Here is a 23,029-nt window from a genome sequence, read left to right as displayed (position 1 = left end):
GTGGCAATCTTCGGCCGGAAGAAGAAGGAGACCGCCGACGCGGTCGAGGAGACGACCGAGCAGGTCGTCCCGGAGGGGGAGCCGGGCGTGGACCGTGACTGGGAGCGTGAGTTCGACGGTCCCTACGACATCTCGGAGCGCCCGGAGGCGACGGGCCTGGTCAACCTCGGAGCCCTCAAGGTCCCGGCCGTCCCCGGCATGGAGATGCGCCTGGACCTGGAGAAGGCGACCAACCGCATCACGGGCGTGACCTGCACCATCGGCACCTCCAAGGTGCAGCTGCAGGCCTTCGCCGCGCCGCGCAGCGAGGGACTGTGGACTGAGATCCGCGAGGGCCTGGTCGAGGGCATCAAGGCAGCCGGTGGCTCCGCCCAGGTCGACCCCAAGGGCGTGCTGGGCCAGGAACTGCTGGCCCGTATGCCGGGGCGCGACGCCAGCGGTCGCGTCGCCTTCGCCCCCAACCGCTTCATCGGGGTCGACGGGCCCCGCTGGTTCGTGCGCGCCGTGATCAACGGCCCCGCCGCCGGTGACCCGCAGCAGCTGCAGGTCGTCCGCTCCTTCCTGCGCCGGGTGGTCGTCGACCGCGGGACCGAGGCACGCCCGCCACGTGAGGTGCTGGCGCTGACGCCGCCCAAGTCCGTCGTGGAGGAGGCCGCCCGCAGGCGCCAGGCCGCCCAACAGGCCGCTGCCGAGAAGAAGGCCGCGGAGCAGGCGGCCGCATCCCAGGCCGCAGCGGGGGCCGACGACGCCGCAGGGCCCCCTGCCGACGGGCCGGAGCAGACCGACCGATGAGCCTGCGCAAGGCCCTGGACGAGCTGGCCGTTGACGAGTCCGAGCTGGCGGCCGAGGAGCTGGCCGCCGAGTGTTCCCGCCCGGGGTGCACGCGCATCGCCGACCTGCAGGTCCGGTCGCAGGCCTCGGTCACCGGCACCGTCCACAGCATCGCGGTCCTGCCCGCCGGTCGGGCCCCCGAGCTGCGCATCGAGCTGTTCGATGGGACCGGGGTCCTCGACGTGGTCTGGCTCGGTCGCCGCGAGATCGCCGGCATCCGACCCGGCGCCTATCTGACCCTCACCGGGCGGGTGACGCTGGTGGATGGCCGCATCACGATCTTCAACCCGGGCTACCAGATGCTGCCGAAGCATGTCTGAGCAGCAGCGCGTCCCAGGCCAGGGCGAGGCGTCCGGTCCGGACCACGAGGTCGCCGCCGTCGAGACGGTCGAGCAGGTCATCCGCCGCCGGATCTCCGACGTGCTCGGCGGGTGGTACGGCTCGCTGGAGACGGCGTTGCCCACCGTCGCGTTCGTGGTCCTGTGGCTGATCCGCGACGAGGTCCGGCCGGCGCTGCTGGCCGCCGGCGGCGTGGCGATCATCCTGCTGGGCATCCGCCTCTACATCGGCGGCTCGGTCCGCTTCGTGCTGACCTCGATCTTCGCCACGGCGATCGCCGCGTTCTTCGCCCTGCGCTCGGGCAACGCCCAGGACGCCTTCCTGCCCGGCATCCTGACCTCGGCGGCGTATGCCGTGGGGACGCTGATCTCGATCCTCACCAGGTGGCCCGCAGTGGGTTTCATCGTGGCGGCCGGTGATCCCGACTATGTCGAGCACCCCACGGCCTGGCGCAGGGACAGCGCGCTGGTCAAGGTCTGCAGCCGGCTCACCTGGGTCCTGGTGGTGCTCTTCGTCGTGCGGGTGGCGATCATGCTGCCGCTCTACTTCGCCGAGGAGGTCGCCTGGCTCGGGGTGAGCAAGATCGTGCTGGGCTGGCCGGCCTACCTGACGGCCATCGTGATCATGGGCATCATGCTCGCCACCGGCCACACCCCGACCGCCGAGTCGTCCGCGGCCCAGCCCGAGGACAAACCTGCGCCGTGACCGGGCCATGACGAGCGAGGGGTGGCGCGGCCTCCGGTCGTGACGGTGGCACGGTCGTGCCCGGTCGGGCGGTTCAGGTGCGCGGCGGTAGCTTGGCCCTCGCCTGGCGACGGATCGGTGCCGGCACCCGGTCACCGAGACGGTCCAGGAACTCCTCGACAGCCTCGGGGGCGACCCCACCAGCGTGTTTGAGGGCGATGCCGACCGGTTTGGACACCACCGGGTCGGGGTCGTCCAAGAGCAGCTCGGCGAGCCTGAGCAGGTCGGTGATGCCTGGCGCGTGCAGTGGTCGGGTGTAACTCAACGGCGCGGTCATCGCCGTGCGCCTGCGGAGGGGATCAGGGGAGGCCGCGAGCTCGAACAGCGGTGCGCGGGACCGCTCCCTGAGGTAGTTGCCGACCACGCGGGGAGCCGCCCGGTCGACCATGGACCACGTGTCGATCGCATCGTGTCGATCCAGGTAGAGCCGGTAGCGGGCCTCCCGTTGGTCCTCGGTGACGCGTTGCCCACGCACGCCGAAGTCGAGGATGCAGATGGCCGCTAGCCTCGGCTCGTAGGCACTCAGGTCGAGCAGCTTCTCGACCTCCGCGAGGGGCATGCTCCTCGCCTGCTGCGTGATGGCAAAGAGGGTGCCCATCCGGACCCCCAGCACCTCACCGGGTCCCCGGTAGTGCTCGTTGGGGTGCCGGGCCGGGTCGGCCACGGCGTGGAGCTCCTCGAGCAGCGCGGCAGCGGTCGACGTGGTCACGACGGCGCGGCACCCAGGAAGGCGGACACGACCTCACCCGCGCGCGGAGATCTGCTGGACGGCCCAGCTGTTGCCGTCCGGGTCCTGGAAGTAGACGAAGCCGATGTTGTCCAGTGCCGATCCTCCCCGCTCCAGCGCATCGGGGGGACCGCCCATGACGTGAATCTCGCTGACCTCGACGTCACGCTCGACCAGGTGCGCGTGCGCTGCCACCAGGTCCGGGACCACCAGCTGCAGGCCCTGGAGGCTGCCCGGCGGCATGGAGGGCACGACGCCCTCGCCGATGACGATGGAGCAGCCGGAGCCCCGCGGAGTCAGCTGCACCACGCGGTTGCCGGGGCTGATCGTGGTGTCGTGGTCGACCGTGAAGCCCAGCTGGTCGGCGTAGAAGCTCTTGGCCCGGTCGATCTCGGCCACCGGGACCACCACGACCTCCAGCGTCCAGTTCATCATGTCCCCTCGGGTCGGCTCGGGTGATGTGCTCATGACAGACCCGACTCCCAGCCCAACGAAAACTCATCGGCTCGGCTCACGGGGCGTCGAGGGCGGCCACGAGCTCCATGTGGTGGGTCATCGGGAAGGCGTCGAAGGCGCGCACGTCGCGCAGGATATAGCCCTCCTCGATGAGGTAGCCGACGTCCCTGGCCAGTGCGGCCGGGTCACAGGCGACGTAGCCGATCGTGCGTGGGCCGAGCGCCCCGACATCCCGACACACCGCGCGTCCGGCGCCGGTGCGCGGAGGGTCCAGCACGACCAGGTCGGCGGTGCGGCCAGCGCGCACCATCCGGCGCACGGCACGGTCCACCCGGTCGCGGGTCACCGTGACCCACGGGCTGGCAGCCAGGTTGTCCCGAGCATGCTCGGTGGCCGTCCGGTCACCCTCGACCGCCTCGACCGAACCCCGGTCACCCACCGCGGGGGCGAACGCTGCCGCGAAGACCCCCACCCCGGCATACAGATCCAGCACGTGCTCACCCGGGCGAGGTGCCAGCCACTCCAGAACGGTGGCGACGAAGGTGCGGGCGGCGCCCGGGTGCACCTGCCAGAACCCGCGGGCGGACACGTCCAGCTCGAGCTCGCGGTCGGGCAGGGCGACCCGCTCACGGACCACGGGGACGGGACCGTCGGGCACCTCCACCACGACGGGTGCGCCGACCGACGGCGCCACGACATCGACCGCGGTGGCTCCCGGATAGGTCGTGGCGAGCACACCGGTGCCGAGCACCCGCGGGTCGGCGATCAGGCAGGTGTCGATAGGGAGGATGTCGTGGCTGCGGTGCCGGCGCAGACCGGGGTGACCGGCGTCGTCGACGGCGAACTCCACGCGGGTGCGCCACCCCTGGCCGTCGCGGTCGCCGGGGATCGCCTCCACCTCGATGTCGCGGCCGAGGTGCTCCGTGAGGTCCAGGCCAGCCAGGCGGGAGAACTGCTCGAGAATCACGTCATGCTTGAGCGCGCGCTGTCCCTGCGGTGACACGTGCTGCCAGTCGCAGCCGCCGCATCGGCCGGGGCCGGACCAGGGGCAGGGCGCCGGCACTCGCGCGGGGGCGGGCTCCAGGACCTCGATGGCGTCGGCCCGCGCGAACCGCCCGCCCGGACCGATCTCGGTGACCTCGACGCGGACCCGCTCACCGGGCAGGGTGTGCCGGACGAAGAGCACCTGGCCCTCGTGGCGGGCGATGCAGTGACCGCCGTGGGCCACAGGCCCGACGGCGACGACGAAACGGTCACCGAGTGCCGCCCCGGTCTGCTCAGTCCTCATCGGTTCCCTCTCCCTGCCACGGCACGGTCACCAGCATGACGCCCGTGGTGCGCAGCAGCCCGCGCCGCAGCCGCTCCAGGGTGCGGTCCCGGACCATCCTGATCCACCAGCCCTCACGCCCGACATACTCGGCGAGGTAGACCACGACCACGTCCCGGGGCCGGTCCCGGCGCACGCGCCGCACATAGTCGATGACCGGCCGCACGGACTCTCGGTAGGGGGAGTCCAGTGCCCGCAACGTCACCGGAAGCTCGCGGGCCTCCCACGCCGCCCGCAGTTCCTGGGTCGACTCCGGCACGACGTCGACGGTGATCGCCTCGAGGGTGTGGGGCCGGGTCGCGCGAGCGTAGGCAAGCGCCCGCATCGTCGGGCGGTCCAGGCGGGGGACGTAGACCAGGGCGTGCACCCGGGAGGGCACGACCTGGCTGGTGTCCACGCCCTCGGCGGGCAGTGAGATCTCGTTGTCCATCGTGCGGTGATAGCGGTAGACCATGGTCATCCCCATCCAGATGAGACCGATCGCGAGCAGGGACAGCCCCGCTCCGTTCGTGAAGCGGGTGAGCAGGACGATCACCAACACGGCGGTGGAGACGGTGACCCCGACCTGGTTGATGGTGCGGCTGCGGATCATGCCGACACGCTGGCGCAGGCTGAGCTCGGTGCGCAGGCGCCGGTTCCAGTGTCGGACCATGCCGGCCTGGCTGCAGGTGAAGGAGATGAACACGCCGACGATGTACATCTGGATCAGCTCGGTCACCGTGGCGCGGTAGACCAGCACGAGCGCGGCGGAGGCGGCGGCCAGCAGGATGATGCCGTTGGAGTAGGTCAGCCGGTGGCCACGGGTGACCAGCCCCCGCGGCAGGAAGCGGTCGCGCGCCAGCCGGGAGGCGAGCACCGGGAACCCGTTGAAGGCGGTGTTGGCGGCCACGAAGAGCATCACGCCCGTCGTGATCGCTACCAGCAGGACGCCCAGGGCCTCCGGACCGAAGACGACCTTGGACAGCTGGCCGAGCACCGTGTCCTGCACGAAGTCGGGACCCACCGGTTCGCCGTCCTGGCGGAGCTGTTGCTCGGGGTTGACCGCCATCTGGATGCCGGTCTCCCGGGTCAGCCAGAGCACCGAGACGATGATGGTGATCGACAGCGTGGCCATGATGGCCAGGACCGAGGCGGCGTTGCGGCTCTTGGGCCGTCGCAGTGCGGGCACCCCGTTGGCGACGCCCTGCACGCCGGTGAGCGCCACCGAGCCGGAGGCGAAGGCTCGCAGACACAGGAAGATCAGGGCCAGACCGGTGAGCTCCTCGTAGCCCTCGGCGGGGAGGAGCTCGTACTCGGCGCTCGCGGCCCGGCCGAGCGTGCCGGTCAGCAGTTGCACGGCTCCGGTGACGATGAGGATGCCGAGGGCACCGAGGAAGGCGTAGACCGGCACGGCCAGCGCGCGGCCGGACTCGCGGACGCCACGCAGGTTGATCAGCGTGAGCAGGGCGATCAGCCCGGCGGCCACGGCCGCCTCATAGCCCCGCAGGAACCCCAGGGCCGCGGCCGCGTTCTGCACGGCGGCGGAGACCGACACCGCCACGGTCAGCGTGTAGTCGACAATCAGGGCGGACCCGACCACCACCCCCGCGCGCGGCCCCAGGTTGTCCGAGGCGACCTCGTAGTCGCCGCCGCCGCCGGGGTAGGCGTAGACGGTCTGCCGGTAGGACGCGACGATGACGAGCATGACCAGGCCGACGGCGACGCCGACCTCCCAGGAGTAGAAGTAGATCGCCGCACCACCGGCCAGGGCGAGGGTCAGCACGATCTCGTCCACGGCATACGCCACCGAGGACAGCGCGTCGCTGGCGAACACCGGCATCCCGAGCCGCCGGGGGAGAAGGGTGTCGCTGAGCCGATCGGTGCGCAGTGCGCGACCGATGAAAACCCGCTTGAGCAGGTCGCCGGACTCCATGCGGGCCACTCTAGAGAGAGATTGGCCGTGAGTCCGACATCTGACCGCCCGCCGAGGTAGCGTCGGCACCGTGCACTTCGTCATCATGGGCTGCGGTCGCGTCGGGGCGACCCTCGCGCACAGCCTGATCAAGCGCGGCCACCAGGTCGCCGTCATCGACCAGGACCCGGCGGCCTTCCACCGCCTCGGTCCGGACTTCCCGGGGCGTCGTATCAAGGGTGTGGGCTTTGACCGGGAGGTCATGAAGGACGCCGGTGTGCCGCAGGCCTTCGCCTTCGCCGCGGTCAGCAGCGGCGACAACTCCAACATCATCGCGGCGCGGGTGGCCCGGGAGACCTATGGCGTGGAGCGGGTCGTGGCCCGGATCTATGACCCCAAGCGGGCCGAGATCTTCCAGCGCCTCGGCATACCGACCGTGGCCACGGTGCGGTGGACGGCCGACCAGACGCTGCACCACCTCCTTCCGGAGGGGAGCACCCCCGACTACTTCGATCCCAGCGGTGCCCTGGTGATCGGCCAGATCCACGTCAACCCGCTCTGGATCGGGCGTCGGCTGACGGAGATCGAGCGGACCTTCGGCGTGCGGGTCGCCTTCGTCACCCGACTGGGTGACGCCCTGATCCCCACGGCAGAGTCGGTCTATCAGGAGGGCGACGAGCTGCACCTGGTGGCGCGGCGAGGGACCCTGCCCGAGCTGGAGCACCGGCTGGACACCGTCCGGCCGGAGGAGTGAGGTCCTCGTGCGTGTCGTCGTGATCGGTGCCGGCAGTGTCGGCCGCTCCATCGGCCGGGAGCTGCTCCACAACGGCCATGACGTCCTGATCATCGACCGGGACGCCACCGAGGCCAAGACCTCGATGGTCCCTGCCGCCGACTGGATCATCGGGGATGCCTGTGAGATCAGCACGCTGACCACCGCGCAGCTGGAGACCTATGACCACGTCGTCTGTGCGACCGGCGACGACAAGGTGAACCTCGTGGTCTCCTTCCTGGCTCGCACGGAGTTCGCCGTGCCGCGCACCGTGGCCCGGGTGAACAACCCCCGCAACGAGTGGTTGTTCAACGACGCCTGGGGTGTGGATGTGGCCGTCTCCACCCCGCGGCTGATGACCGCGCTGGTCGAGGAGGCGGTCACGGTCGGTGAGATCGTGCGGCTCTTCGAGTTCCAGCACGGCGCCGCCCACATGGTCGAGCTGACCCTGCCCGAGTCCAGCCCCTACGTCGGTTCCCGCGTCGGTGACGTTCCCCTGCCTCCGGACACCCAGCTGATCACGATCCTGCGCGACGGTCAGGCGATCTCGCCCAGCCCGGACGAAGCGATCGAGGTCAACGACGAGATCCTGTTTATCTGCCCGCCCGAGGCTGAGCACCAGCTGGCCCTCACTCTCAACCCGGAGAGCCGCACCCGCCCCCAGCGTGACGACGAGGACGAGGCCTGACACCGCTCCCCGAGGTCGGCGCACACGCACGGGCTCGACACCGGGGCGACCTGTCCGGTGGCGACCGGGGAGCGGGCTGTGCGGGTTAGGCAAGCCTTCCGTAGACGTGGCTCCCGAGGTGCGCGAGACTGCCAGGTAGGAGAGCGTCTGTGATAGAGTTATCTTGACGTCAAGATAAATCGGAGAGGAGTCGGCGTGAGCGACACGACCAACAGTTTCGGGGCCAAGGGCACCCTTGAGGTGGGTGACGCCAGCTACGAGATCTACCGCATCACCGACCTCGAGGGCTCGGCCAACCTGCCATACAGCCTGAAGGTGCTGCTGGAGAACCTGCTGCGCACCGAGGACGGCAAGAACATCACGGCCGACCACATCAACGCGCTGGCGCAGTGGGATGAGAACGCCGACCCGAGCACGGAGATCCAGTTCACGCCGGCCCGCGTGATCATGCAGGACTTCACCGGTGTTCCGTGCGTCGTCGACCTGGCCACGATGCGCGAGGCGATGGTGGACCTCGGTGGTGACCCGACCAAGATCAACCCGCTCGCACCGGCCGAGCTGGTCATCGACCACTCCGTCATCATCGACGTCTTCGGGCAGCCGGATGCCTTCGAGCGCAACGTGGAGATCGAGTACGAGCGCAACGGGGAGCGCTACCAGTTCCTGCGGTGGGGCCAGACCGCGTTCGAGGACTTCAAGGTCGTGCCGCCGGGCACCGGCATCGTCCACCAGGTCAACATCGAGCACCTGGCCCGCACGGTGATGACCCGCGAGGTCGACGGCGAGCTCCTGGCCTACCCGGACTCCTGCGTCGGCACCGACAGCCACACCACCATGGTCAACGGGCTGGGTGTGCTGGGCTGGGGTGTGGGTGGCATCGAGGCCGAGGCCGCAATGCTGGGCCAGCCGGTCTCCATGCTGATCCCGCGTGTCGTGGGCTTCAAGCTGTCCGGGTCGATCCCGGCGGGTGCGACCGCGACCGACGTCGTGCTGACGATCACCGAGATGCTGCGGGAGCACGGTGTGGTCGGCAAGTTCGTGGAGTTCTATGGCGAGGGTGTGACGCAGGTGCCGCTGGCCAACCGCGCCACCATCGGCAACATGAGCCCGGAGTTCGGGTCCACGTGTGCGATCTTCCCGATCGACGGTGTGACCCTGGACTACCTGCGCCTGACGGGCCGCTCTGACGAGCAGGTCGCCCTGGTCGAGGCCTATGCCAAGGAGCAGGGCATGTGGCTGGACGCCTCGGTCGAGGCCCGCTACAGCGAGCGCCTCGAGCTGGACCTGTCCACGGTCGTGCCCTCGATCGCCGGCCCGAAGCGCCCGCAGGACCGCATCGCGGTGACTGAGTCCAAGGAGCAGTTCTGGGCGGACTTGAAGAACTACGTGGTCGACGGCCAGGGCATCGAGAAGAGCTCGGTCGACCAGGAGCTCGCGGACACCTTCCCGGCCTCCGACGCGCCGTCCCACGATGCGCACGAGGCCTCTGAGCAGGCGGGGCGGCCGGAGCACTCGGCGCGTTTCCCGAACGGCGAGCGGGCCAGCAACCCGGCCACGGTCACGCTGGACGGCAAGGAGGTGGAGATCGACCACGGGCACGTGGCGATCGCCTCGATCACCAGCTGCACCAACACCTCCAACCCCTCGGTGATGATGGCCTCGGCGATGCTGGCCAAGAACGCCGTGGAGCGCGGCCTGACCGTGCCCCCGTGGGTGAAGACCTCGATGGCGCCCGGATCCAAGGTCGTCACCGGCTACTTCGAGAAGGCGGGCATGTGGCCCTACCTGGAGAAGCTCGGCTTCCACCTGGTCGGCTACGGCTGCACCACCTGCATCGGCAACTCCGGCCCGATCATCCCGGAGGTCTCCGAGGCGGTGAACGCCAACGACCTCGCGGTGACGTCCGTGCTCTCGGGCAACCGCAACTTCGAGGGCCGGATCAACCCCGACGTCAAGATGAACTACCTGGCGTCCCCGCCGCTGGTCATCGCCTACGCCCTGGCCGGCACGATGGACTTCGACTTCGAGGCCGAGCCGTTGGGCGTCGACACCGAGGGCAACGAGGTCTTCCTGAAGGACATCTGGCCCGCGCCCGAGGACGTCGAGGCCACCATCGCGACGTCGATCAGCCGCGACATGTTCACCGAGGACTACTCCGACGTCTTCGCCGGTGACGAGCGCTGGCAGTCGCTGCCCACCCCCGACGGTGACACCTTCGAGTGGGCCGATGACTCCACCTACGTCCGCAAGCCCCCATACTTCGAGGGGATGCAGGCCCAGCCGGCGCCGGTCGAGGACGTCAGCGGCGCACGGGTGCTGGCCAAGCTGGGTGACTCGGTCACGACCGACCACATCAGCCCGGCCGGGTCGATCAAGGCTGACAGCCCGGCAGGTCGCTACCTGTCCGAGCACGGCATCGAGCGTCGAGACTTCAACTCCTACGGCTCGCGACGCGGCAACCACGAGGTCATGATCCGCGGCACCTTCGCCAACATCCGGCTGCGCAACCAGCTGCTGGACGGCGTCGAGGGCGGCTTCACCCGCAACCTGCTGGACGGCTCCACCGAGCCGGTTGCCATCTTCGATGCGGCGCAGGCCTACGCCGAGGCCGGCATCCCGCTGGTCGTGCTCGCCGGCAAGGAGTACGGCTCCGGCTCCTCCCGCGACTGGGCCGCCAAGGGCACCCGCCTGCTGGGGGTCAAGGTCGTCATCGCCGAGTCCTACGAGCGGATTCACCGCTCCAACCTGATCGGCATGGGCGTGCTGCCGCTGCAGTACCCCGAGGGCCAGACCGCCGACTCCCTCGGCCTGGACGGCACCGAGACCTTCTCCTTCACCGGCATCACCGCACTGAACGACTCGATCCCCGAGACCGTGCACGTGGTGGCCGAGAAGGACGGTGGCGAGAAGGTGGAGTTCGACGCCGTGCTGCGCATCGACACCCCCGGTGAGGCGGACTACTACCGCAACGACGGCATCCTGCAGTACGTCCTGCGTTCGTTGGTCTCTGCCTGAGACTGACGTCCGCACGACAGCGGCCCCGCACCGGTTCACGGTGCGGGGCCGCCCGCGTCTCATCAGGCCCCGGGAATGCCCGAGCGGCTGCCTCTGTTAGAATGATTGAAAGATCAACCAATGATGGAAGAGGCACTGATGACCACCACGCCCGCACTGCTCACCCCGAAGGACCTGCTGGCGGCTGACACCTCGATGGGCGCGGTGACCCTCGACGTTGCCGACCTCGACGTGATGACCGCCTACTACCGGGACGCGATCGCCCTGCAGGTGCTCTCCAGCCAGGGCTCGCGGGTCACGCTGGGTCGCGGGACCGAGCCCGTCGTCATCCTGCGACACAGCCCCGAGCTCAAGGCCGCCACGCCGGGGCAGGCCGGGCTCTTCCACACGGCCATCCTCTACGAGACCCAGCAGGCCCTCGCCGCGACCGTGGCCACCGCCGCGCAGTACCCGGGTGTCCGGTTCGTCGGCTCCAGCGACCACCTGGTCAGCCAGGCCTTCTACTTCGACGACCCGGAGGGCAACGGGATCGAGCTCTACTGGGACCGCGACCGCACCGAGTGGAGCTGGACGCACGGCCAGGTCGAGATGTCCACCCTGTTCCTGGACCCGAACCAGTTCCTGCGCGAGCACCTCACCGAGGAGGGCCTGGCCGACCCCGCCGCGCTCGGCAGCGCCATCGTGGGGCACGTCCACCTGTCCGTGGGGGACGTCGCGACCGCCCAGGAGTTCTATGTCCACAAGCTCGGCTTCGAGACGACGGCGACGCTGGGGAACCAGGCGCTGTTCGTCAGCGCCGGGAAGTATCACCACCACATGGCGATGAACGTCTGGAACTCCCGTGGTGCCGGTCCCCGTCAGCGGACCCTCGGTCTGGGGCAGGTCGACATCGTCGTGCCGACCGCAGACGAGGTCGGAGCGCTGACCGAGCGGATGAAGCACTTCGGCATGCAGACGCGCGACGACGGCCGCACGGTCTCCTTCGATGACCCGTGGGCCAACCTGATCAACGTCCGCGCCGCGGACTGACCCGGGGCCGTATGCCGATGCTCACCTGCCCCTGATCCCGCCCCGGTGGTGGGGGCCTCGCTCTGCCGAGAGTGAAATGACTCGCTCCGGTCCGGGCGCCGCGCTAGCGTCACCTCATGGGAAACGTGGTGCGACTCTCCGACCGCCCGTCGCCGGGTCGAGCACGGCGCGGCACGGTGCGCCACGTGCAGCCGCCGCTGTGGCGGGAGGCGCTGGGTCGGCAGCTCCGCGGTGAGCGGGAGTTCCGAGGGGAGCGCATCGCCGACGTCGCGGGCCGGGCGGGGCTGTCGCCCCAATACCTCTCCGAGCTCGAGCGGGGCAAGAAGGACCCGTCCTCGGAGATGCTCGAGGCCCTCGCTGGTGCCCTGGACCTGTCGGTCCTTGACCTCACGCGTCGTGCGAGCGCTCAGCTCACGGTGGCGTTGCGCACGGCCCGGGGGAGCGACCCCGTCCTGCTGGCCGCGTGACCGTCCCACTACGCCCCCTGGCGGTCTCGCTGCGGCCCCTGACGGCGGCTGACGGGGAGGTCATCGCCGGGTGGGCCCAGGACCCGGATTTCTGCCGGGCCGCCGAGTGGTCCACCGCTCTGTCGCAGGTGGAGCACCGCGACTTTCAGCGCAGAACGATCACCTCGCCGCCGCCCGACCTGCTGCGCCTGGCGGCGGAGCAGGAGGGGCGGCTGGTGGGCTACGTGGACCTGCACGGCACGGAGGCCGGACGCCGGGAGCTCGGGTTCCTGGTGGGACCCCGGTCGCTGTGGGGCCGAGGTCTGGGTCTGGCCCTGGCCCGCTCAGGTGTGGCGCACGGCTTTGCGGTGCTGGGGCTGCGGGAGATCTGGGCCGAGGCCATCGGGGCCAACCGGGCCTCAGTCCGGATCCTGCAGCGCCTCGGCATGACGGAGACAGGGCAGGGGCAACCGGCCAGCTACCTCGGGCAGCCCAGCCACTACCGGCGGTTCGCCCTGGGCTCCACGTCGTGGGACCACGCGCGGTTGCGCCCCACTCACGCCACGAGCGCCTCCCGCGCGGAGAGCACCTGGTCGACGACGCCATAGTCGACGGCAGCCTGGGCGGTCAGGATGAGGTCGCGGTCGGTGTCTCGGCGGACCTGGTCGGCCGTGTGGCCGGTGTGCTGGCCCAGGATCTCCTCCTGCATGCGGCGCACCCGCTCGATCTCGTCGGCCTCCAGGATCAGGTCCGGCACGGTGCCGCGCCCCTCGGCCGCCGGCGCGTGGATCACGACCCGCCCGTGCGGAAGGATCGAGCGGTGCCCTGCCGCACCGCCGGCCAGCAGGACGGCCGAGCTGGCGACCACCTGGCCCACGCAGGTCGTGTCGATGCGCGGCCGGACGAACTGCATCGCGTCATAGATGGCCAGGGTTGCCGGGATCGAGCCGCCGACCGAGTTCAGATAGAGCGCGATCGGAGTGTCTGGGTTCTCGTTCTCCAGGTGCAGGAGCTGGGCGATGACCGCGTTGGCCACCCCCTCGTCGATGCCGGTGCCCAGGTAGACGATGCGGTCGGCGAGCAGCCGGCTGTAGATGTCGAGCGTGCGCTCTCCACGGGGACTCTGCGTCGTGACATAGGGGATGGCATAGGTGCTCATCGCGTGCTCCCCAGGCCGATGGGGGCGGTCCGCCCCGGCATCACGTCCTCGAGCGATCCGGCGATCGCGTCGATGAAGCCGTAGTCCAGTGCCTCCGGAGCCGAGAACCACCGGTCCCTGCGGGAGTCCTCCTCGACCCGCTCGACCGGTTGCCCCGTGTCCTCGGCGATGCACCCCAGGACCGTGTCCCGGGTGTGCCGCAGGTCGTCGGCCTGGATGGCGATGTCCATGGCGGTGCCACCGATGCCGGCCGATCCCTGGTGCAGCAGCACCTTGGCGTGCGGCAGTGCGTAGCGCTTGCCCGGTGCGCCGGAGGACAGCAGGAACTGACCGGCGCTGTAGGCCATGCCGACGTTGACGGTGACCACGTCGTTGGGGATCATCCGCATGCAGTCCCGGATGGCGAGCATCCCAGGCACCGAGCCGCCGACCGAGTTGATCAGCAGTCGGATGTCCTCCCGTGGGTCGGCGTCGGCCAGCAGGAGCAGGGCGGCAACCAGGCGGTTGCTGTTGCGCTCCTCGAGGGCCTCGCCCAGCACGAGTGTGCGGCGGTCAAAGAGCTGTCGGTGGATCTCGTGGTCCAGCCCCTGCGCGGGGTCTGTGGTTTCGGTGCTCATGACTCCAGACTGCGGGGGCGCCGGCGGAGACCGGAAGGGCACGCTGCTGTGAGCAGCGCAGCCACGTCAGGGGCCCGCTCGTGCTGCCTGCGGCACCGCCGTAGCATCAGCAGCTATGGCCGACCTTCACGCCCTGTTCGAGCGCGCGGCTCACGAAGCCGCCGACTTCCGCGCGTCCCTGCACGAGCGGCCGGTGCAGGCGCCCGCCGGTCAGTCCGTGGTCCGCAGCCGGCTGGCCGTCCCCCTCCCGGAGGGGCCACGCGATGCCGGGGAGGTGGTCGAGCAGCTCATCGACGCCGCGCAGCCGGGCCTGATGTCCACGCCGGGCCCCCGCTACTTCGGCTTCGTCATCGGGGGTGCCCTGCCGGCCGCCTCGGCCGCGGACATCCTGGCCGTCGGTTGGGACCAGTGCGCGTTCAACGGTCATCTCGCCCCAGCCGCGGCCGCGGCCGAGGACGTCGCCGGGGCCTGGCTGAAGGACCTGCTGGGACTGCCCGCGTCAGCCGGGGTCGGCTTCGTGACCGGCGCCCAGGCCGCGAACACGGTCGGACTGGCTGCGGCACGGCACCACCTGTTGCGCCAAGCAGGGTGGGACGTGGAGCGCCGCGGGCTCGCCGGAGCGCCGCAGATCAGGGTGCTCGCCGGCGCCGAACGGCACGCCACCATCGACCGCTCCCTGCGGCTGCTGGGCCTGGGCTCCGACGCACTGGCGGAGGTGGCCGTCGACGCGCAGGGAGCCATCGACACCGACGACCTCCGACGGGTCCTGTCCACCGAGCCCACGGACGAGGCTCATCCGAGCGTGCTCTGCCTGCAGGCCGGCAACGTCAACACCGGTGCCGTCGACGACCTGCGCACTGCCTGCACCATCGCTCGCGAGCACGGCACCTGGGTCCACGTCGACGGGGCCTTCGGCCTGTGGGCAGCGGCGAGCGCCGCGCGTAGGCACCTGGTGGACGGTGTGGAGCTGGCGGACTCCTGGGGGTGCGACGGTCACAAGTGGTTGAACGTGCCCTACGACTCCGGCTTCGCGTTCTGTTCGCGTCCTGACGTGCAGACGGCCGCGATGTCCTACACCGCCTCCTACCTGACCGGCTCCGGCACGGCCCCGGGCGCGGCCGACTACACGGCCGAGTCCTCTCGACGCGCCCGCGGGTTCGCGGTGTGGGCGGCCCTTCAGGAGCTCGGACGTCAGGGGGTCGCCGACCTGGTCGACCGGTGCAGCGACCACGCGCGGCGGTGTGCCGACGCCCTGACCACTGCCGGGCTCGAGGTCGTCAACGACGTGGTGCTCAACCAGGTGCTCGTCGGTTTCGGCGGCGAGGGCTCGGAGGCCGACCGGCGCACCGACGCCGTGATCAGCCTGATCCAGCAGGACGGCACCTGCTGGATGGGTGGCACCACGTGGCGTGGCCGGCGACTGATGCGGATCGCCGTCTCCAACCACCTCACCACCGCCGCTGACATCGACCTCTCCGTCGAGGCCGTGCTGCGGGCGGTCCGGAGCCTCGACGACTGACGACGCACGGAGACCGCGGTGGACGATGGCGTCATTCTCCGCGCAGGTGGGGCGGGACCGGTACCCTTCCCGCATGGCAACAGCGACGGTTGCCCACGAGGCCGTGGGGGCCAGGGGCGAGGGCGTCAGTGCGTGGCAGGTCGCGCGCTGGCTGACCCTGGTGCTGTATGTCGTGACTCTCCTGGGAGCACTCGTCGGCGGTGCCCGGGCCGTGTCCGTTGACGACCTGCAGGCAGCCCTGCAGCGGGGCGCCGTGGAGCAGGTGCGCGTCGTGGGCGCCCTCGATGGTCCGGATGGCTACTCGGACGGCGTGCAGGGGGTCTCCACCGTCCGGCTCGAGTGGCGGGACGGTTGGCACCGCAGCGTGGCCGAGGTGCGGCAGGCCAGCTCACTGGAGGAGCTGCACTCGCAGGGGTTCGACGAGATGTCGAGCGACTACATCATCGGCGATGTCGGCCAGGAGCTGCAGGGGATCGCGCCGGACCTGGAGATCGTCCGGGCCGAGTGGCAGAGCGGGGCCTACGGGTCTTTCGGCGACTGGGAGGTGCGCGGCGCGTGGGCCTATCTGCCGATGGCGCTCCTCGTGGCCTGCGTCGCGCTGCTGGTGAGATCGCCGCAGCCCCGACTGGCCACCCGGTGGGCCTGGGTGTGGCTGGTGCTGAGCCCAGGTCTGATCGTCGCCGCCCCTGCCTACCTCATCCTCGGTGCACGGGGCAAGGTCCCCGGGCAACCGCGCCTCAGCGGCGTCGTTTCCTTCCTGATCGTGGTGCTCCTGCTGCAGTAGGGCCTGGCCACCCGCAGGACCGGGCTCACAGGTCGGTCAGCGCCACGCTGGCATCGGTCAGCCGTTCCGGGGCGACCGTGCGCCCGATCAGGGTCCGCAGGTCCTCGTTCACGTCCCAGATGTTGACGTTCATCGCGGCGCTCACCGTGCCCTCGCGCAGCCAGAACGCGATGAACTCCCCGGAGCTCAGGTGACCCCGGATGGCCACGTCGTCCTCGGCGCTGCCGCGTCCGACGTACTCCATGCCCAGGTCGTACTGGTCGGTGTAGAAGTAGGGCGCCCAGTCGTAGACCTCGCCGCCACCGGTGATCGTCGCCGCGGCCAGCTTGCCCTGCCGGATCGCGTTGTCCCAGTGCTCCACCCGGAGCGGGCCCAGTGTCGTATGCCGTGCCTCGGCGGCGTCTCCGACGGCCAGGACGTCGGGGTCGTCAGGGGAGCGGAGGTGTTCATCGACCACGATGCCGGAATCGACGGACAGGCCGGCGGCCCGCGCCAGGTCGGTGTTCGGCGCCGCGCCGACACCGAGCAGCACCAGGTCGGCGGGGAGCCGCTCACCGTCCACGACCACTCCCGTGACCCGCCCGTGGTCACCGGTCAACTCCGAGACACTCACGCCGGTTCGCAGGTCGACACCGTGCTCCTGGTGCAACCGGGCAAAGTGCTGCGCCACCTCGGCGCCCAGCACCTGCAGCAGCGGCAGCTCGGCCATCTCGAGCACGGTCACCTGCGACCCGCCCAGCCGGGCTGCGGCCGCCACCTCCAGGCCGATCCACCCGCCGCCCACGATGACGATCCGCCGGTGCTCGGCGATCGCCGCCCGCAACGCGTTGCTGTCGGCGATCCGGCGCAGGGTCAGGACGTTCTCCAGGTCGGAGCCGGGCAGGCGGAGGCGTCGCGGTGTGGCGCCGGTCGCGAGCACGAGCGTCCCGTAGCTGAGCCGTTCACCGCTGGCCAGCTCCACCTCATGCGAGGCCCGGTCGAGCGCCACCGCTGCGTCGCCGAACCGCGTGGAGACGTCGTGCTCGGCATACCACCCCTCCGGGTGCACGTAGGCCTCCTCGATCTCCGCAGCACCCTGCAGGTAGCCCTTGCTGAGCGGAGGGCGCTCATAGGGTCGGTCCTGCTCATCACCCACCAGGGTGACGGGTCCGGCATACGACCGGGCGCGCAGCGCCTCCACGACGTGTGCGCCGGCGAGACCTGCACCGATCACGACGACACCGGCGTCCGTGCTGGGTTGGCTGCTCATGAGGTGCTCCTAGGTGATGAGGGTGAGGAACTCGGCGCGTTGGGCGGGGTCGCGCAGGGTGCCGCGCAACGCGCTGGTGCGGGTGGTGGTGCCCCGGGCGCGGACGCCTCGCAAGGTCATGCAGGTGTGCTCGGCCTCGATCACGACGCTGACGCCACACGGGGCGAGCTCCGTGTCGATCCAGTCCGCGATCTGCTGGGTGAGCCGCTCCTGCACCTGGGGGCGGCGGGCGAACAGCTCCACGACGCGGGCGAACTTGGACAGGCCCAGGATGCGCGAACCCGGCAGGTAGCCGATGTGCGCGATGCCGGTGAACGGCAGCAGGTGGTGCTCGCAGACGGACTGGACCGGGATGGCGCGCACCAGGACCAGCTCGTCGTAGCCCTCGTCGTTGTCGAAGGTCGTCATCTCGAAGGGCCGCGCAGTGAGCATCGCGGCGTAGGCCTGGGCCATCCGCCGGGGGCTGCGCGCCATGCTCTCGCTGTCGCAGTCGACACCGAGTGCCGCGAGGAAGGCGGCCGCGGCCCGGGTCGCCTCCTCGAGCCGGTCCACGGCATGTGGCACCGGGCTGGGGGAGAGCTCTGAGTATGTCGTCACCTGGGTCCTCCTGGACGGCGCTTCTAACGGAGAGTATGGTTGACGTTAGACCTGTTGGAGACGGATCGCAAGAGGGAGTGTTGATGGCACCGCACGAGGACCCCGCGGGCCCGGGCGGCACCGCGAGCGGACCGGCTGACCCCTTCGGACGCGCCGTCAGCGGCATCGCGTCGCTGAACGAGCCGGTGCGCCGCGAGTTGTACCGGTACGTCTGCCGCCGGGACGAGCCCGTGGGCCGCGAGGAGGTCGCCGAGGCCACCGGGATCGCCCACCACACGGTGAAGTTCCACCTCGACCGGCTGGCGGACGACGGGCTGCTGAGCGTGGACTACCAGCGCCTCGGCGGGCGCACCGGACCGGGTGCCGGTCGGCCAGCCAAGGTCTACCGCGCGAGCAGGGAGGAGGTGGCGCTCTCCCTGCCTCCCCGGGAGTACGCTCTGGCCGGTGAGCTGCTCGCCGCGGCGGTCGAGCAGGCGAGCGATGACGGCCGGCCGGTGCAGGACGTGCTGCACGAGGTGGCCTCGGCCCGCGGCGTCGCCCTGGCCCGTGAGGCGGTGGGTGGGGCGCCTGGCACCGTTGCTGCCGACATCACCACCGATGCTGACGCCGCAGCCGCCCTGGCCCGCGTGTCCTCGGTCCTGGAGCGCCACGGCTACGAACCGCGGATCGAGGACAACCAGGTGATGCTGGCGAACTGCCCGTTTCACGCGCTCGCGCAACGGCACACCCAACTGGTGTGTGGCATGAACCTGGCCCTGCTGGAGGGGCTGTCCGAGGAGCTGGCCCCGGCGTGCCTCAGCGCCCGCCTCGACCCGGCGCCGGGTCGGTGTTGTGTGCGGCTGACTGGGGCCGCGGCTAGCGGATCGTGATCGACGCGGGCTCGGCCACTCTCCGCGCACCGTCCTCGTCACGGGTGGTGTCGCCCGCCTCAGCGGCGAGCGGCCCCGGCCCGACCGGGGCGCCAGTGGTCCAGAAGATCCCGAGCCGCACCCCATTGAGGTCCTGCACGTGGATGTCCATGTCGAAGACCTCGCGCAGCACGTCGCGCCGCATGATCTGCGTCGGCGTGCCCTGGACGATCACCTCTCCGTCGCGCATCGCCACGATGTGGTCGGAGTAGCAGGAGGCGAAGTTGATGTCGTGCAGCACCAGCACGATCGTCTTGCCCAGCTCGTCGGCCGCCCGGCGCAGCAGCGTCATCATCGAGGACGAGTGCTTCATGTCGAGGTTGTTGAGCGGCTCATCGAGCAGGATGTAGTCGGTGTCCTGCGCCAGGATCATCGCGATGTAGGCGCGCTGCCGCTGGCCGCCGGAGAGCTGGTCGAGGAACCGGTCGCGGAACGGCTGCAGGTCCAGGTAGTCCAGGGCCTCGTCGACCAGCCGGTGGTCCTCCGGCGTCAGGCGTCCCTTGCTGTAGGGGAAGCGGCCGAAGCGGACCAGGTCCACCACGGTCAGTCGGGCCGAGATCCGGTTGTCCTGGCGCAGCACCGCCAGCCGACGGGAGATCGCGTCGTCACCGGCGGTCTGCACGTCCAGGTCATCGATGAAGACGGTCCCGCTCTCGGGCTTGATGAGGCGGCTGACCACCGAGAGCAGGGTCGACTTGCCCGCGCCGTTGGCCCCGACGATCGAGGTGAGTTCTCCGACGGGGAGGGTGAGTCCGACCTCGTTGAGCACCACCTGCTTGTCGTAGCGGTGGCTGACGTTGCGCACAGTGATCACAGCTTGACCGTCCTCATCAGGAGCAGGATGAAATAGATGCCGCCCACCAGGTTGACGACGACGCTGAGCGTGGTGCCGTTGTCCATCAGGTGGCCGACCACGAACTGGCCTCCCACGGTGCAGAGCACCCCGACCAGCATGGACCCCAGCACCAGCTCAGTATGCCGGTGGGTCGGGATGATCTGTCGGGCCAGGTTGGCCACGATGAGACCGAGGAAGAGCATCGGCCCCACCAGGGCGGTGGAGACCGCCACCAGCACGGTGACCACGGCCAGGGTCAGGGTGACGACCCGGTGGTAGGGGGCGCCGAGGGCCACCGCGTTGTCGTGGCCGAGGTCGACCACGTCGAGGTAGCGCAGCAGCGGCACCAGCGCCACCACTCCCACGGCGCACACTGCCGCGGCGACCCACAGCAGCGCCCCGTCGACCGTGTTGAAGCTGGCGAACATGACGTCCTGCAGGGTCAGGAAGTCGTCGGGGCTGAGCACGCGGGAGGCCAGCGAGGTCAGTGAGCCGAACAGGGAGCCGATCACGATGCCGACCAGCACGAGCACCAGCAGGTTGCGGCTGTTGCGCCCGAACAGCCACCGGAACAGCAGCAGGCCGAAGACCGTCAGTACCACCGTGTTGAGCAGGAACCGCTCACCGACGCCCATCATCATGAAGGCCGTGCCGCCGAAGAAGAAGACGACGATCGTCTGCACCAGCAGGTAGAGCGCGTCGAAGCCCATCACGCTCGGCGTCAGGATCCGGCTGCCGGCGATCGTCTGGAAGACCAGGCTGGAGGCGCCGACCGCCGCGCCGACGACCACGAGGGAGCCGACCTGGCGACCGCGCAGATCCATCGCGTAGTCCCAGGAGCCGCGCACGTCATAGGTCAGGTAGGCGATGATCCCGGCCAGGCACAGGACGGCCAGTATGCCGAGGGTCACCGTGATCCGGCGCCGCCGCCGGGCCTCCTCGGCGGAGGTGTGGGCAGGGCGGGTCGCGGACTGGCCGCGCGCCGAGGCGCGCTCGCGCAGGGACTGGAGCGTCGTCATACGGCAGCTCCCTTGGCCGAGCGGAGGATGAGCCAGATGAAGACCACACCACCGATGGCTCCGGCGATGGTGGCGACCGGGAGCTCGTAGGGGTGGATGACGACGCGGCCGACCACATCGCAGGCCAGCACGAAGGCCGCACCGGCCAGGGCGCTGACCGGCAGCACCTTCTTGACGTTGTCGCCCATCAGCAGGGTGACCACGTTGGGGACGATCAGCCCGAGGAAGGGGATCGCGCCGACGACCACCACCACGACGGCGGCCATCACCGAGACCACAATCAGGCCGACATAGAGGATGCGCTGGTAGTTCAGGCCGAGGTTGGTGGCGAACGACTCGCCCATCCCGATGACCGTGAACCGGTCGGCGAACAGGTAGCCGATCACACCGACCACCAGGACCGTGTAGAGCGGTTCGTAGCGGCCCTCGAGGATCCCGGAGAACGAGCCGGTCGTCCAGATGTCGAGGAACTGCACCATGTCGCGCTGGTAGGCCACGAAGGTGGTGATGGCTGCCAGGACGCCGCCGTACATCAGCCCCACCAGGGCGACCACGATGCCCTCCCGGTGCTGGATGCGCTGCAGCATCTGCAAGAAGATCATCGTGCCCAGGATCGCCGTGCCGATCGCGATCAGCATCTTGATCGTCAACGAGGTCGAGTTGAAGAACATCGTGGCGATGAGGATCCCGAGCACGGCCGCCTCGACGGTGCCGGAGGTGCTGGGGGAGACGAAGCGGTTGGCGGTGATGCGCTGCATGATGAGGCCGGCCACCGACAACGAGGCGCCGGCCAGGAGAATGGCCATCAGGCGGGGGATGCGCGAGGTCGCCAGCAGGTGCCAGTCCTGCGCGGTCGGCGGGAACAGGTCGGCGACACCGACACTGCTGGCGGCGCCGATGCCCAGGGACAGATAGCCACCCACGGCCAGGACGGCGACGCCGATCCACAGGTGGACAGGACGCACCCCGCCCCGGCTGGTCGCCGGGGCGGGGCGGGTGGTCGTGGTCGCGCTCAGAGGGTCGCCTTGACGTCGTCGATCATCTGCTGGATCGAGCTGGGAGCGGCGTTCGCGATGTACCAGGAGAAGCCGTCAACCAGCTGGATCTTGTCGTTGGCCGCGGCATCGGTGGTGTTGACCAGGTCGTTGTTCAGCACGTCCAGGGCCGGGGCCTCGTCCGAGCCGATCGCCGCGGCGCGGTCCAGGACCAGCAGCACACCGGGGTTGTACTCGGTGAAGAACTCCTGGCTGATCTCCTGCCCGTGCGAGCCGTCCTCATCGACCGGGGCCCCGGTGTCGGTGTAGCCGAAGGCGTCATAGACGATGCCGAAGCGGGAGCCCGGTCCGTAGGCGCTGGCCGTGCCTCCCGAGACCTGCACGAACAGGGCGGTGTCCCCGCTGTCGGCCGCCTGCGCCCCGACCTCTTCGACCTGGCTCACCAGGTCGTCCATCAGCTCCTGGGCCTCGGCCTCCTTGCCGAAGATCGAGCCGAGCTGCACGACGCGCTCCTGCGTCGTCGGAAGCTGCTCGGCGGGCTCCTCGAAGCGGACGGACATGTCGATGACGACCGGAGAGATCTTCTCCATCTCGGCGAGGACCTCCGGGCTGCCAGTCCGGGAGCCGATGATGATCAGGTCGGGCTCGAGCTCGTTGATGGCCTCGTAGTCCGGCTCCTTGACAGTGCCCACCGTCGGGATGTCTCCGCCGTCGTACTCCGAGAGGTCCTCGGGCAGAGCCGAGTTGGAGACCGGGGCCGCGTCCACCTCGATGTCCAGGTCGGACAGGGTGCGGGCCACGCTCCAGTCGGTCGTCACGACGACCTCCGGGTTGGCCGGAACCTCGACCGTGCGGCCCTGCGCATCGGTGATGGACACGGTCTCACCCGCGGCCTCGTCGCCACCATCGGCCTGTGAGTCGGAGCCGCACGCGCTCAGCGCGAGCGCCGCGGTGAGCGTGAGGCTGGTGGCCAGGGTGCGGGTGCGGATGGAGGTCCGGGATGTCATGGGCTGCGACTCCGATGCGTGTGGAAGGCTTTGGTTAGCCTCACCTAACCAGCCCGTGCGTCATTTATCAAACGT

General features: G+C 70.1%; 24 protein-coding genes. 12 read left to right on the top strand and 12 right to left on the bottom strand.

Features of this window, described 5'->3' with window-relative positions; translation table 11 throughout:
* From DPQ65_RS01080 to DPQ65_RS01070, 3 genes are read left to right on the top strand one after another with little or no spacing between them, the layout of a single operon-like run.
* Complete coding sequence (locus DPQ65_RS01080) at positions 1–792, top strand: DUF3710 domain-containing protein (RefSeq protein ID WP_114905544.1); 792 nt, start codon at positions 1–3, stop codon at positions 790–792.
* Positions 789–1,151: an OB-fold nucleic acid binding domain-containing protein gene (locus DPQ65_RS01075; RefSeq protein ID WP_114905543.1), complete on the top strand. Its 363-nt coding sequence runs from the start codon at positions 789–791 to the stop codon at positions 1,149–1,151. Before DPQ65_RS01080 ends, DPQ65_RS01075 begins: the two co-directional genes overlap by 4 nt.
* Positions 1,144–1,875 (top strand): DUF3159 domain-containing protein, encoded by a 732-nt coding sequence (locus DPQ65_RS01070; protein WP_114905542.1) that lies wholly within the window; start codon positions 1,144–1,146, stop codon positions 1,873–1,875. Before DPQ65_RS01075 ends, DPQ65_RS01070 begins: the two co-directional genes overlap by 8 nt.
* A 73-nt stretch (positions 1,876–1,948) precedes the next feature.
* Here the strand turns inward: DPQ65_RS01070 and DPQ65_RS01065 are convergent, their stop codons facing one another.
* The 4 genes from DPQ65_RS01065 to DPQ65_RS01050 are packed head-to-tail and all read right to left on the bottom strand — an operon-like array spanning position 1,949 to position 6,336.
* On the bottom strand, positions 1,949–2,623 hold the full coding sequence (locus DPQ65_RS01065) for a DNA alkylation repair protein (RefSeq protein ID WP_114905541.1): 675 nt from the start codon (positions 2,621–2,623) through the stop codon (positions 1,949–1,951).
* Between the two features lie 33 nt (positions 2,624–2,656).
* Positions 2,657–3,109 (bottom strand): VOC family protein, encoded by a 453-nt coding sequence (locus tag DPQ65_RS01060; RefSeq protein ID WP_238146603.1) that lies wholly within the window; start codon positions 3,107–3,109, stop codon positions 2,657–2,659.
* Between the two features lie 43 nt (positions 3,110–3,152).
* Positions 3,153–4,385, bottom strand: coding sequence for a class I SAM-dependent RNA methyltransferase (locus tag DPQ65_RS01055; RefSeq protein WP_114905540.1), 1,233 nt, complete (start codon positions 4,383–4,385; stop codon positions 3,153–3,155).
* The gene (locus DPQ65_RS01050) at positions 4,375–6,336 is read right to left on the bottom strand and encodes an APC family permease (protein ID WP_114905539.1); all 1,962 of its coding nucleotides are present in this window, start codon (positions 6,334–6,336) and stop codon (positions 4,375–4,377) included. Before DPQ65_RS01050 ends, DPQ65_RS01055 begins: the two co-directional genes overlap by 11 nt.
* A gap of 70 nt (positions 6,337–6,406) precedes the next feature.
* On the opposite strand from DPQ65_RS01050, the gene DPQ65_RS01045 reads away from it, so the two are divergent.
* The 6 genes from DPQ65_RS01045 to DPQ65_RS01020 all read left to right on the top strand — a co-directional run bounded on the left by DPQ65_RS01045 (position 6,407) and on the right by DPQ65_RS01020 (position 12,873).
* Positions 6,407–7,069 (top strand): potassium channel family protein, encoded by a 663-nt coding sequence (locus DPQ65_RS01045; protein WP_114905538.1) that lies wholly within the window; start codon positions 6,407–6,409, stop codon positions 7,067–7,069.
* Between the two features lie 7 nt (positions 7,070–7,076).
* Positions 7,077–7,775 carry a potassium channel family protein gene (locus DPQ65_RS01040; protein WP_114905537.1) on the top strand — a complete coding sequence of 233 codons (699 nt, stop codon included), beginning with the start codon at positions 7,077–7,079 and terminating at the stop codon, positions 7,773–7,775.
* Between the two features lie 195 nt (positions 7,776–7,970).
* On the top strand, positions 7,971–10,790 hold the full coding sequence (gene acnA, locus DPQ65_RS01035; RefSeq protein WP_114905536.1) for an aconitate hydratase: 2,820 nt from the start codon (positions 7,971–7,973) through the stop codon (positions 10,788–10,790).
* 138 nt (positions 10,791–10,928) lie between these two features.
* Positions 10,929–11,819, top strand: coding sequence for a VOC family protein (locus tag DPQ65_RS01030; protein WP_238146602.1), 891 nt, complete (start codon positions 10,929–10,931; stop codon positions 11,817–11,819).
* Between the two features lie 116 nt (positions 11,820–11,935).
* Positions 11,936–12,286 carry a helix-turn-helix domain-containing protein gene (locus tag DPQ65_RS01025; RefSeq protein ID WP_114905535.1) on the top strand — a complete coding sequence of 117 codons (351 nt, stop codon included), beginning with the start codon at positions 11,936–11,938 and terminating at the stop codon, positions 12,284–12,286.
* A complete protein-coding gene (locus tag DPQ65_RS01020; RefSeq protein WP_114905534.1) occupies positions 12,283–12,873 on the top strand; it encodes a GNAT family N-acetyltransferase in 591 nt (196 codons plus the stop codon). Before DPQ65_RS01025 ends, DPQ65_RS01020 begins: the two co-directional genes overlap by 4 nt.
* On the opposite strand, the gene DPQ65_RS01015 is transcribed toward DPQ65_RS01020, so the two are convergent.
* Both DPQ65_RS01015 and DPQ65_RS01010 read right to left on the bottom strand, forming a co-directional pair.
* Complete coding sequence (locus DPQ65_RS01015) at positions 12,822–13,424, bottom strand: ClpP family protease (RefSeq protein WP_114905533.1); 603 nt, start codon at positions 13,422–13,424, stop codon at positions 12,822–12,824. The two genes, DPQ65_RS01020 and DPQ65_RS01015, sit on opposite strands and share 52 nt — an antisense overlap.
* Positions 13,421–14,041, bottom strand: coding sequence for a ClpP family protease (locus DPQ65_RS01010; RefSeq protein ID WP_114905532.1), 621 nt, complete (start codon positions 14,039–14,041; stop codon positions 13,421–13,423). The genes DPQ65_RS01015 and DPQ65_RS01010 overlap by 4 nt, the downstream gene beginning before the upstream one ends.
* A 115-nt stretch (positions 14,042–14,156) precedes the next feature.
* Here DPQ65_RS01010 and DPQ65_RS01005 point away from each other — a divergent pair, with 115 nt between their 5' ends.
* On the top strand, positions 14,157–15,560 hold the full coding sequence (locus DPQ65_RS01005; protein ID WP_114905531.1) for a pyridoxal phosphate-dependent decarboxylase family protein: 1,404 nt from the start codon (positions 14,157–14,159) through the stop codon (positions 15,558–15,560).
* A 73-nt stretch (positions 15,561–15,633) separates the two neighbouring features.
* A complete protein-coding gene (locus tag DPQ65_RS01000; RefSeq protein WP_114905530.1) occupies positions 15,634–16,344 on the top strand; it encodes a hypothetical protein in 711 nt (236 codons plus the stop codon).
* A gap of 25 nt (positions 16,345–16,369) precedes the next feature.
* On the opposite strand, the gene DPQ65_RS00995 is transcribed toward DPQ65_RS01000, so the two are convergent.
* Positions 16,370–17,593, bottom strand: a complete 1,224-nt coding sequence (locus DPQ65_RS00995; protein ID WP_114905529.1) for an NAD(P)/FAD-dependent oxidoreductase — start codon at positions 17,591–17,593, stop codon at positions 16,370–16,372.
* A 9-nt stretch (positions 17,594–17,602) separates the two neighbouring features.
* On the bottom strand, positions 17,603–18,190 hold the full coding sequence (folE, locus tag DPQ65_RS00990; protein ID WP_114905528.1) for a GTP cyclohydrolase I FolE: 588 nt from the start codon (positions 18,188–18,190) through the stop codon (positions 17,603–17,605).
* 83 nt (positions 18,191–18,273) lie between these two features.
* Between folE and DPQ65_RS00985 the strand changes: the two genes are divergently transcribed.
* Positions 18,274–19,059 carry a helix-turn-helix transcriptional regulator gene (locus DPQ65_RS00985; RefSeq protein WP_162801945.1) on the top strand — a complete coding sequence of 262 codons (786 nt, stop codon included), beginning with the start codon at positions 18,274–18,276 and terminating at the stop codon, positions 19,057–19,059.
* On the opposite strand, the gene DPQ65_RS00980 is transcribed toward DPQ65_RS00985, so the two are convergent.
* Genes DPQ65_RS00980 through DPQ65_RS00965 form a run of 4 tightly spaced genes read right to left on the bottom strand, consistent with a single transcriptional unit; the run spans position 19,046 to position 22,954 of the window.
* On the bottom strand, positions 19,046–19,912 hold the full coding sequence (locus DPQ65_RS00980; RefSeq protein WP_114905527.1) for an iron ABC transporter ATP-binding protein: 867 nt from the start codon (positions 19,910–19,912) through the stop codon (positions 19,046–19,048). The genes DPQ65_RS00985 and DPQ65_RS00980 overlap by 14 nt on opposite strands.
* On the bottom strand, positions 19,909–20,952 hold the full coding sequence (locus DPQ65_RS00975) for an iron chelate uptake ABC transporter family permease subunit (RefSeq protein ID WP_202862960.1): 1,044 nt from the start codon (positions 20,950–20,952) through the stop codon (positions 19,909–19,911). The genes DPQ65_RS00980 and DPQ65_RS00975 overlap by 4 nt, the downstream gene beginning before the upstream one ends.
* Positions 20,949–21,917 (bottom strand): ABC transporter permease, encoded by a 969-nt coding sequence (locus tag DPQ65_RS00970; RefSeq protein WP_114905526.1) that lies wholly within the window; start codon positions 21,915–21,917, stop codon positions 20,949–20,951. Before DPQ65_RS00970 ends, DPQ65_RS00975 begins: the two co-directional genes overlap by 4 nt.
* A gap of 47 nt (positions 21,918–21,964) precedes the next feature.
* Positions 21,965–22,954 (bottom strand): siderophore ABC transporter substrate-binding protein, encoded by a 990-nt coding sequence (locus tag DPQ65_RS00965; protein WP_114905525.1) that lies wholly within the window; start codon positions 22,952–22,954, stop codon positions 21,965–21,967.
* Positions 22,955–23,029 lie beyond the last annotated feature (75 nt).

Origin of the sequence: Ornithinimicrobium murale (assembly GCF_003352835.1) — a bacterium.
GTDB lineage: Bacteria > Actinomycetota > Actinomycetes > Actinomycetales > Dermatophilaceae > Ornithinicoccus > Ornithinicoccus muralis.
Note: the sequence above shows the minus strand (reverse complement) of the source record. Positions and strands in the feature narration are given on the sequence as shown.

Coding starts and splice junctions, on each gene's coding strand:
- DPQ65_RS00965 (WP_114905525.1), bottom strand. CDS start 22,954: ATGACATCCCGGACCTCCATCCGCACCCGCACCCTGGCCACCAGCCTC.
- DPQ65_RS01060 (WP_238146603.1), bottom strand. CDS start 3,109: ATGAGCACATCACCCGAGCCGACCCGAGGGGACATGATGAACTGGACG.
- DPQ65_RS01030 (WP_238146602.1), top strand. CDS start 10,929: ATGACCACCACGCCCGCACTGCTCACCCCGAAGGACCTGCTGGCGGCT.
- DPQ65_RS01075 (WP_114905543.1), top strand. CDS start 789: ATGAGCCTGCGCAAGGCCCTGGACGAGCTGGCCGTTGACGAGTCCGAG.
- DPQ65_RS01000 (WP_114905530.1), top strand. CDS start 15,634: ATGGCAACAGCGACGGTTGCCCACGAGGCCGTGGGGGCCAGGGGCGAG.
- DPQ65_RS00975 (WP_202862960.1), bottom strand. CDS start 20,952: ATGACGACGCTCCAGTCCCTGCGCGAGCGCGCCTCGGCGCGCGGCCAG.
- DPQ65_RS00985 (WP_162801945.1), top strand. CDS start 18,274: ATGGCACCGCACGAGGACCCCGCGGGCCCGGGCGGCACCGCGAGCGGA.
- DPQ65_RS01055 (WP_114905540.1), bottom strand. CDS start 4,385: ATGAGGACTGAGCAGACCGGGGCGGCACTCGGTGACCGTTTCGTCGTC.
- DPQ65_RS01025 (WP_114905535.1), top strand. CDS start 11,936: ATGGGAAACGTGGTGCGACTCTCCGACCGCCCGTCGCCGGGTCGAGCA.
- DPQ65_RS01010 (WP_114905532.1), bottom strand. CDS start 14,041: ATGAGCACCGAAACCACAGACCCCGCGCAGGGGCTGGACCACGAGATC.
- DPQ65_RS01015 (WP_114905533.1), bottom strand. CDS start 13,424: ATGAGCACCTATGCCATCCCCTATGTCACGACGCAGAGTCCCCGTGGA.
- DPQ65_RS00995 (WP_114905529.1), bottom strand. CDS start 17,593: ATGAGCAGCCAACCCAGCACGGACGCCGGTGTCGTCGTGATCGGTGCA.
- DPQ65_RS01005 (WP_114905531.1), top strand. CDS start 14,157: ATGGCCGACCTTCACGCCCTGTTCGAGCGCGCGGCTCACGAAGCCGCC.
- DPQ65_RS01070 (WP_114905542.1), top strand. CDS start 1,144: ATGTCTGAGCAGCAGCGCGTCCCAGGCCAGGGCGAGGCGTCCGGTCCG.
- DPQ65_RS01050 (WP_114905539.1), bottom strand. CDS start 6,336: ATGGAGTCCGGCGACCTGCTCAAGCGGGTTTTCATCGGTCGCGCACTG.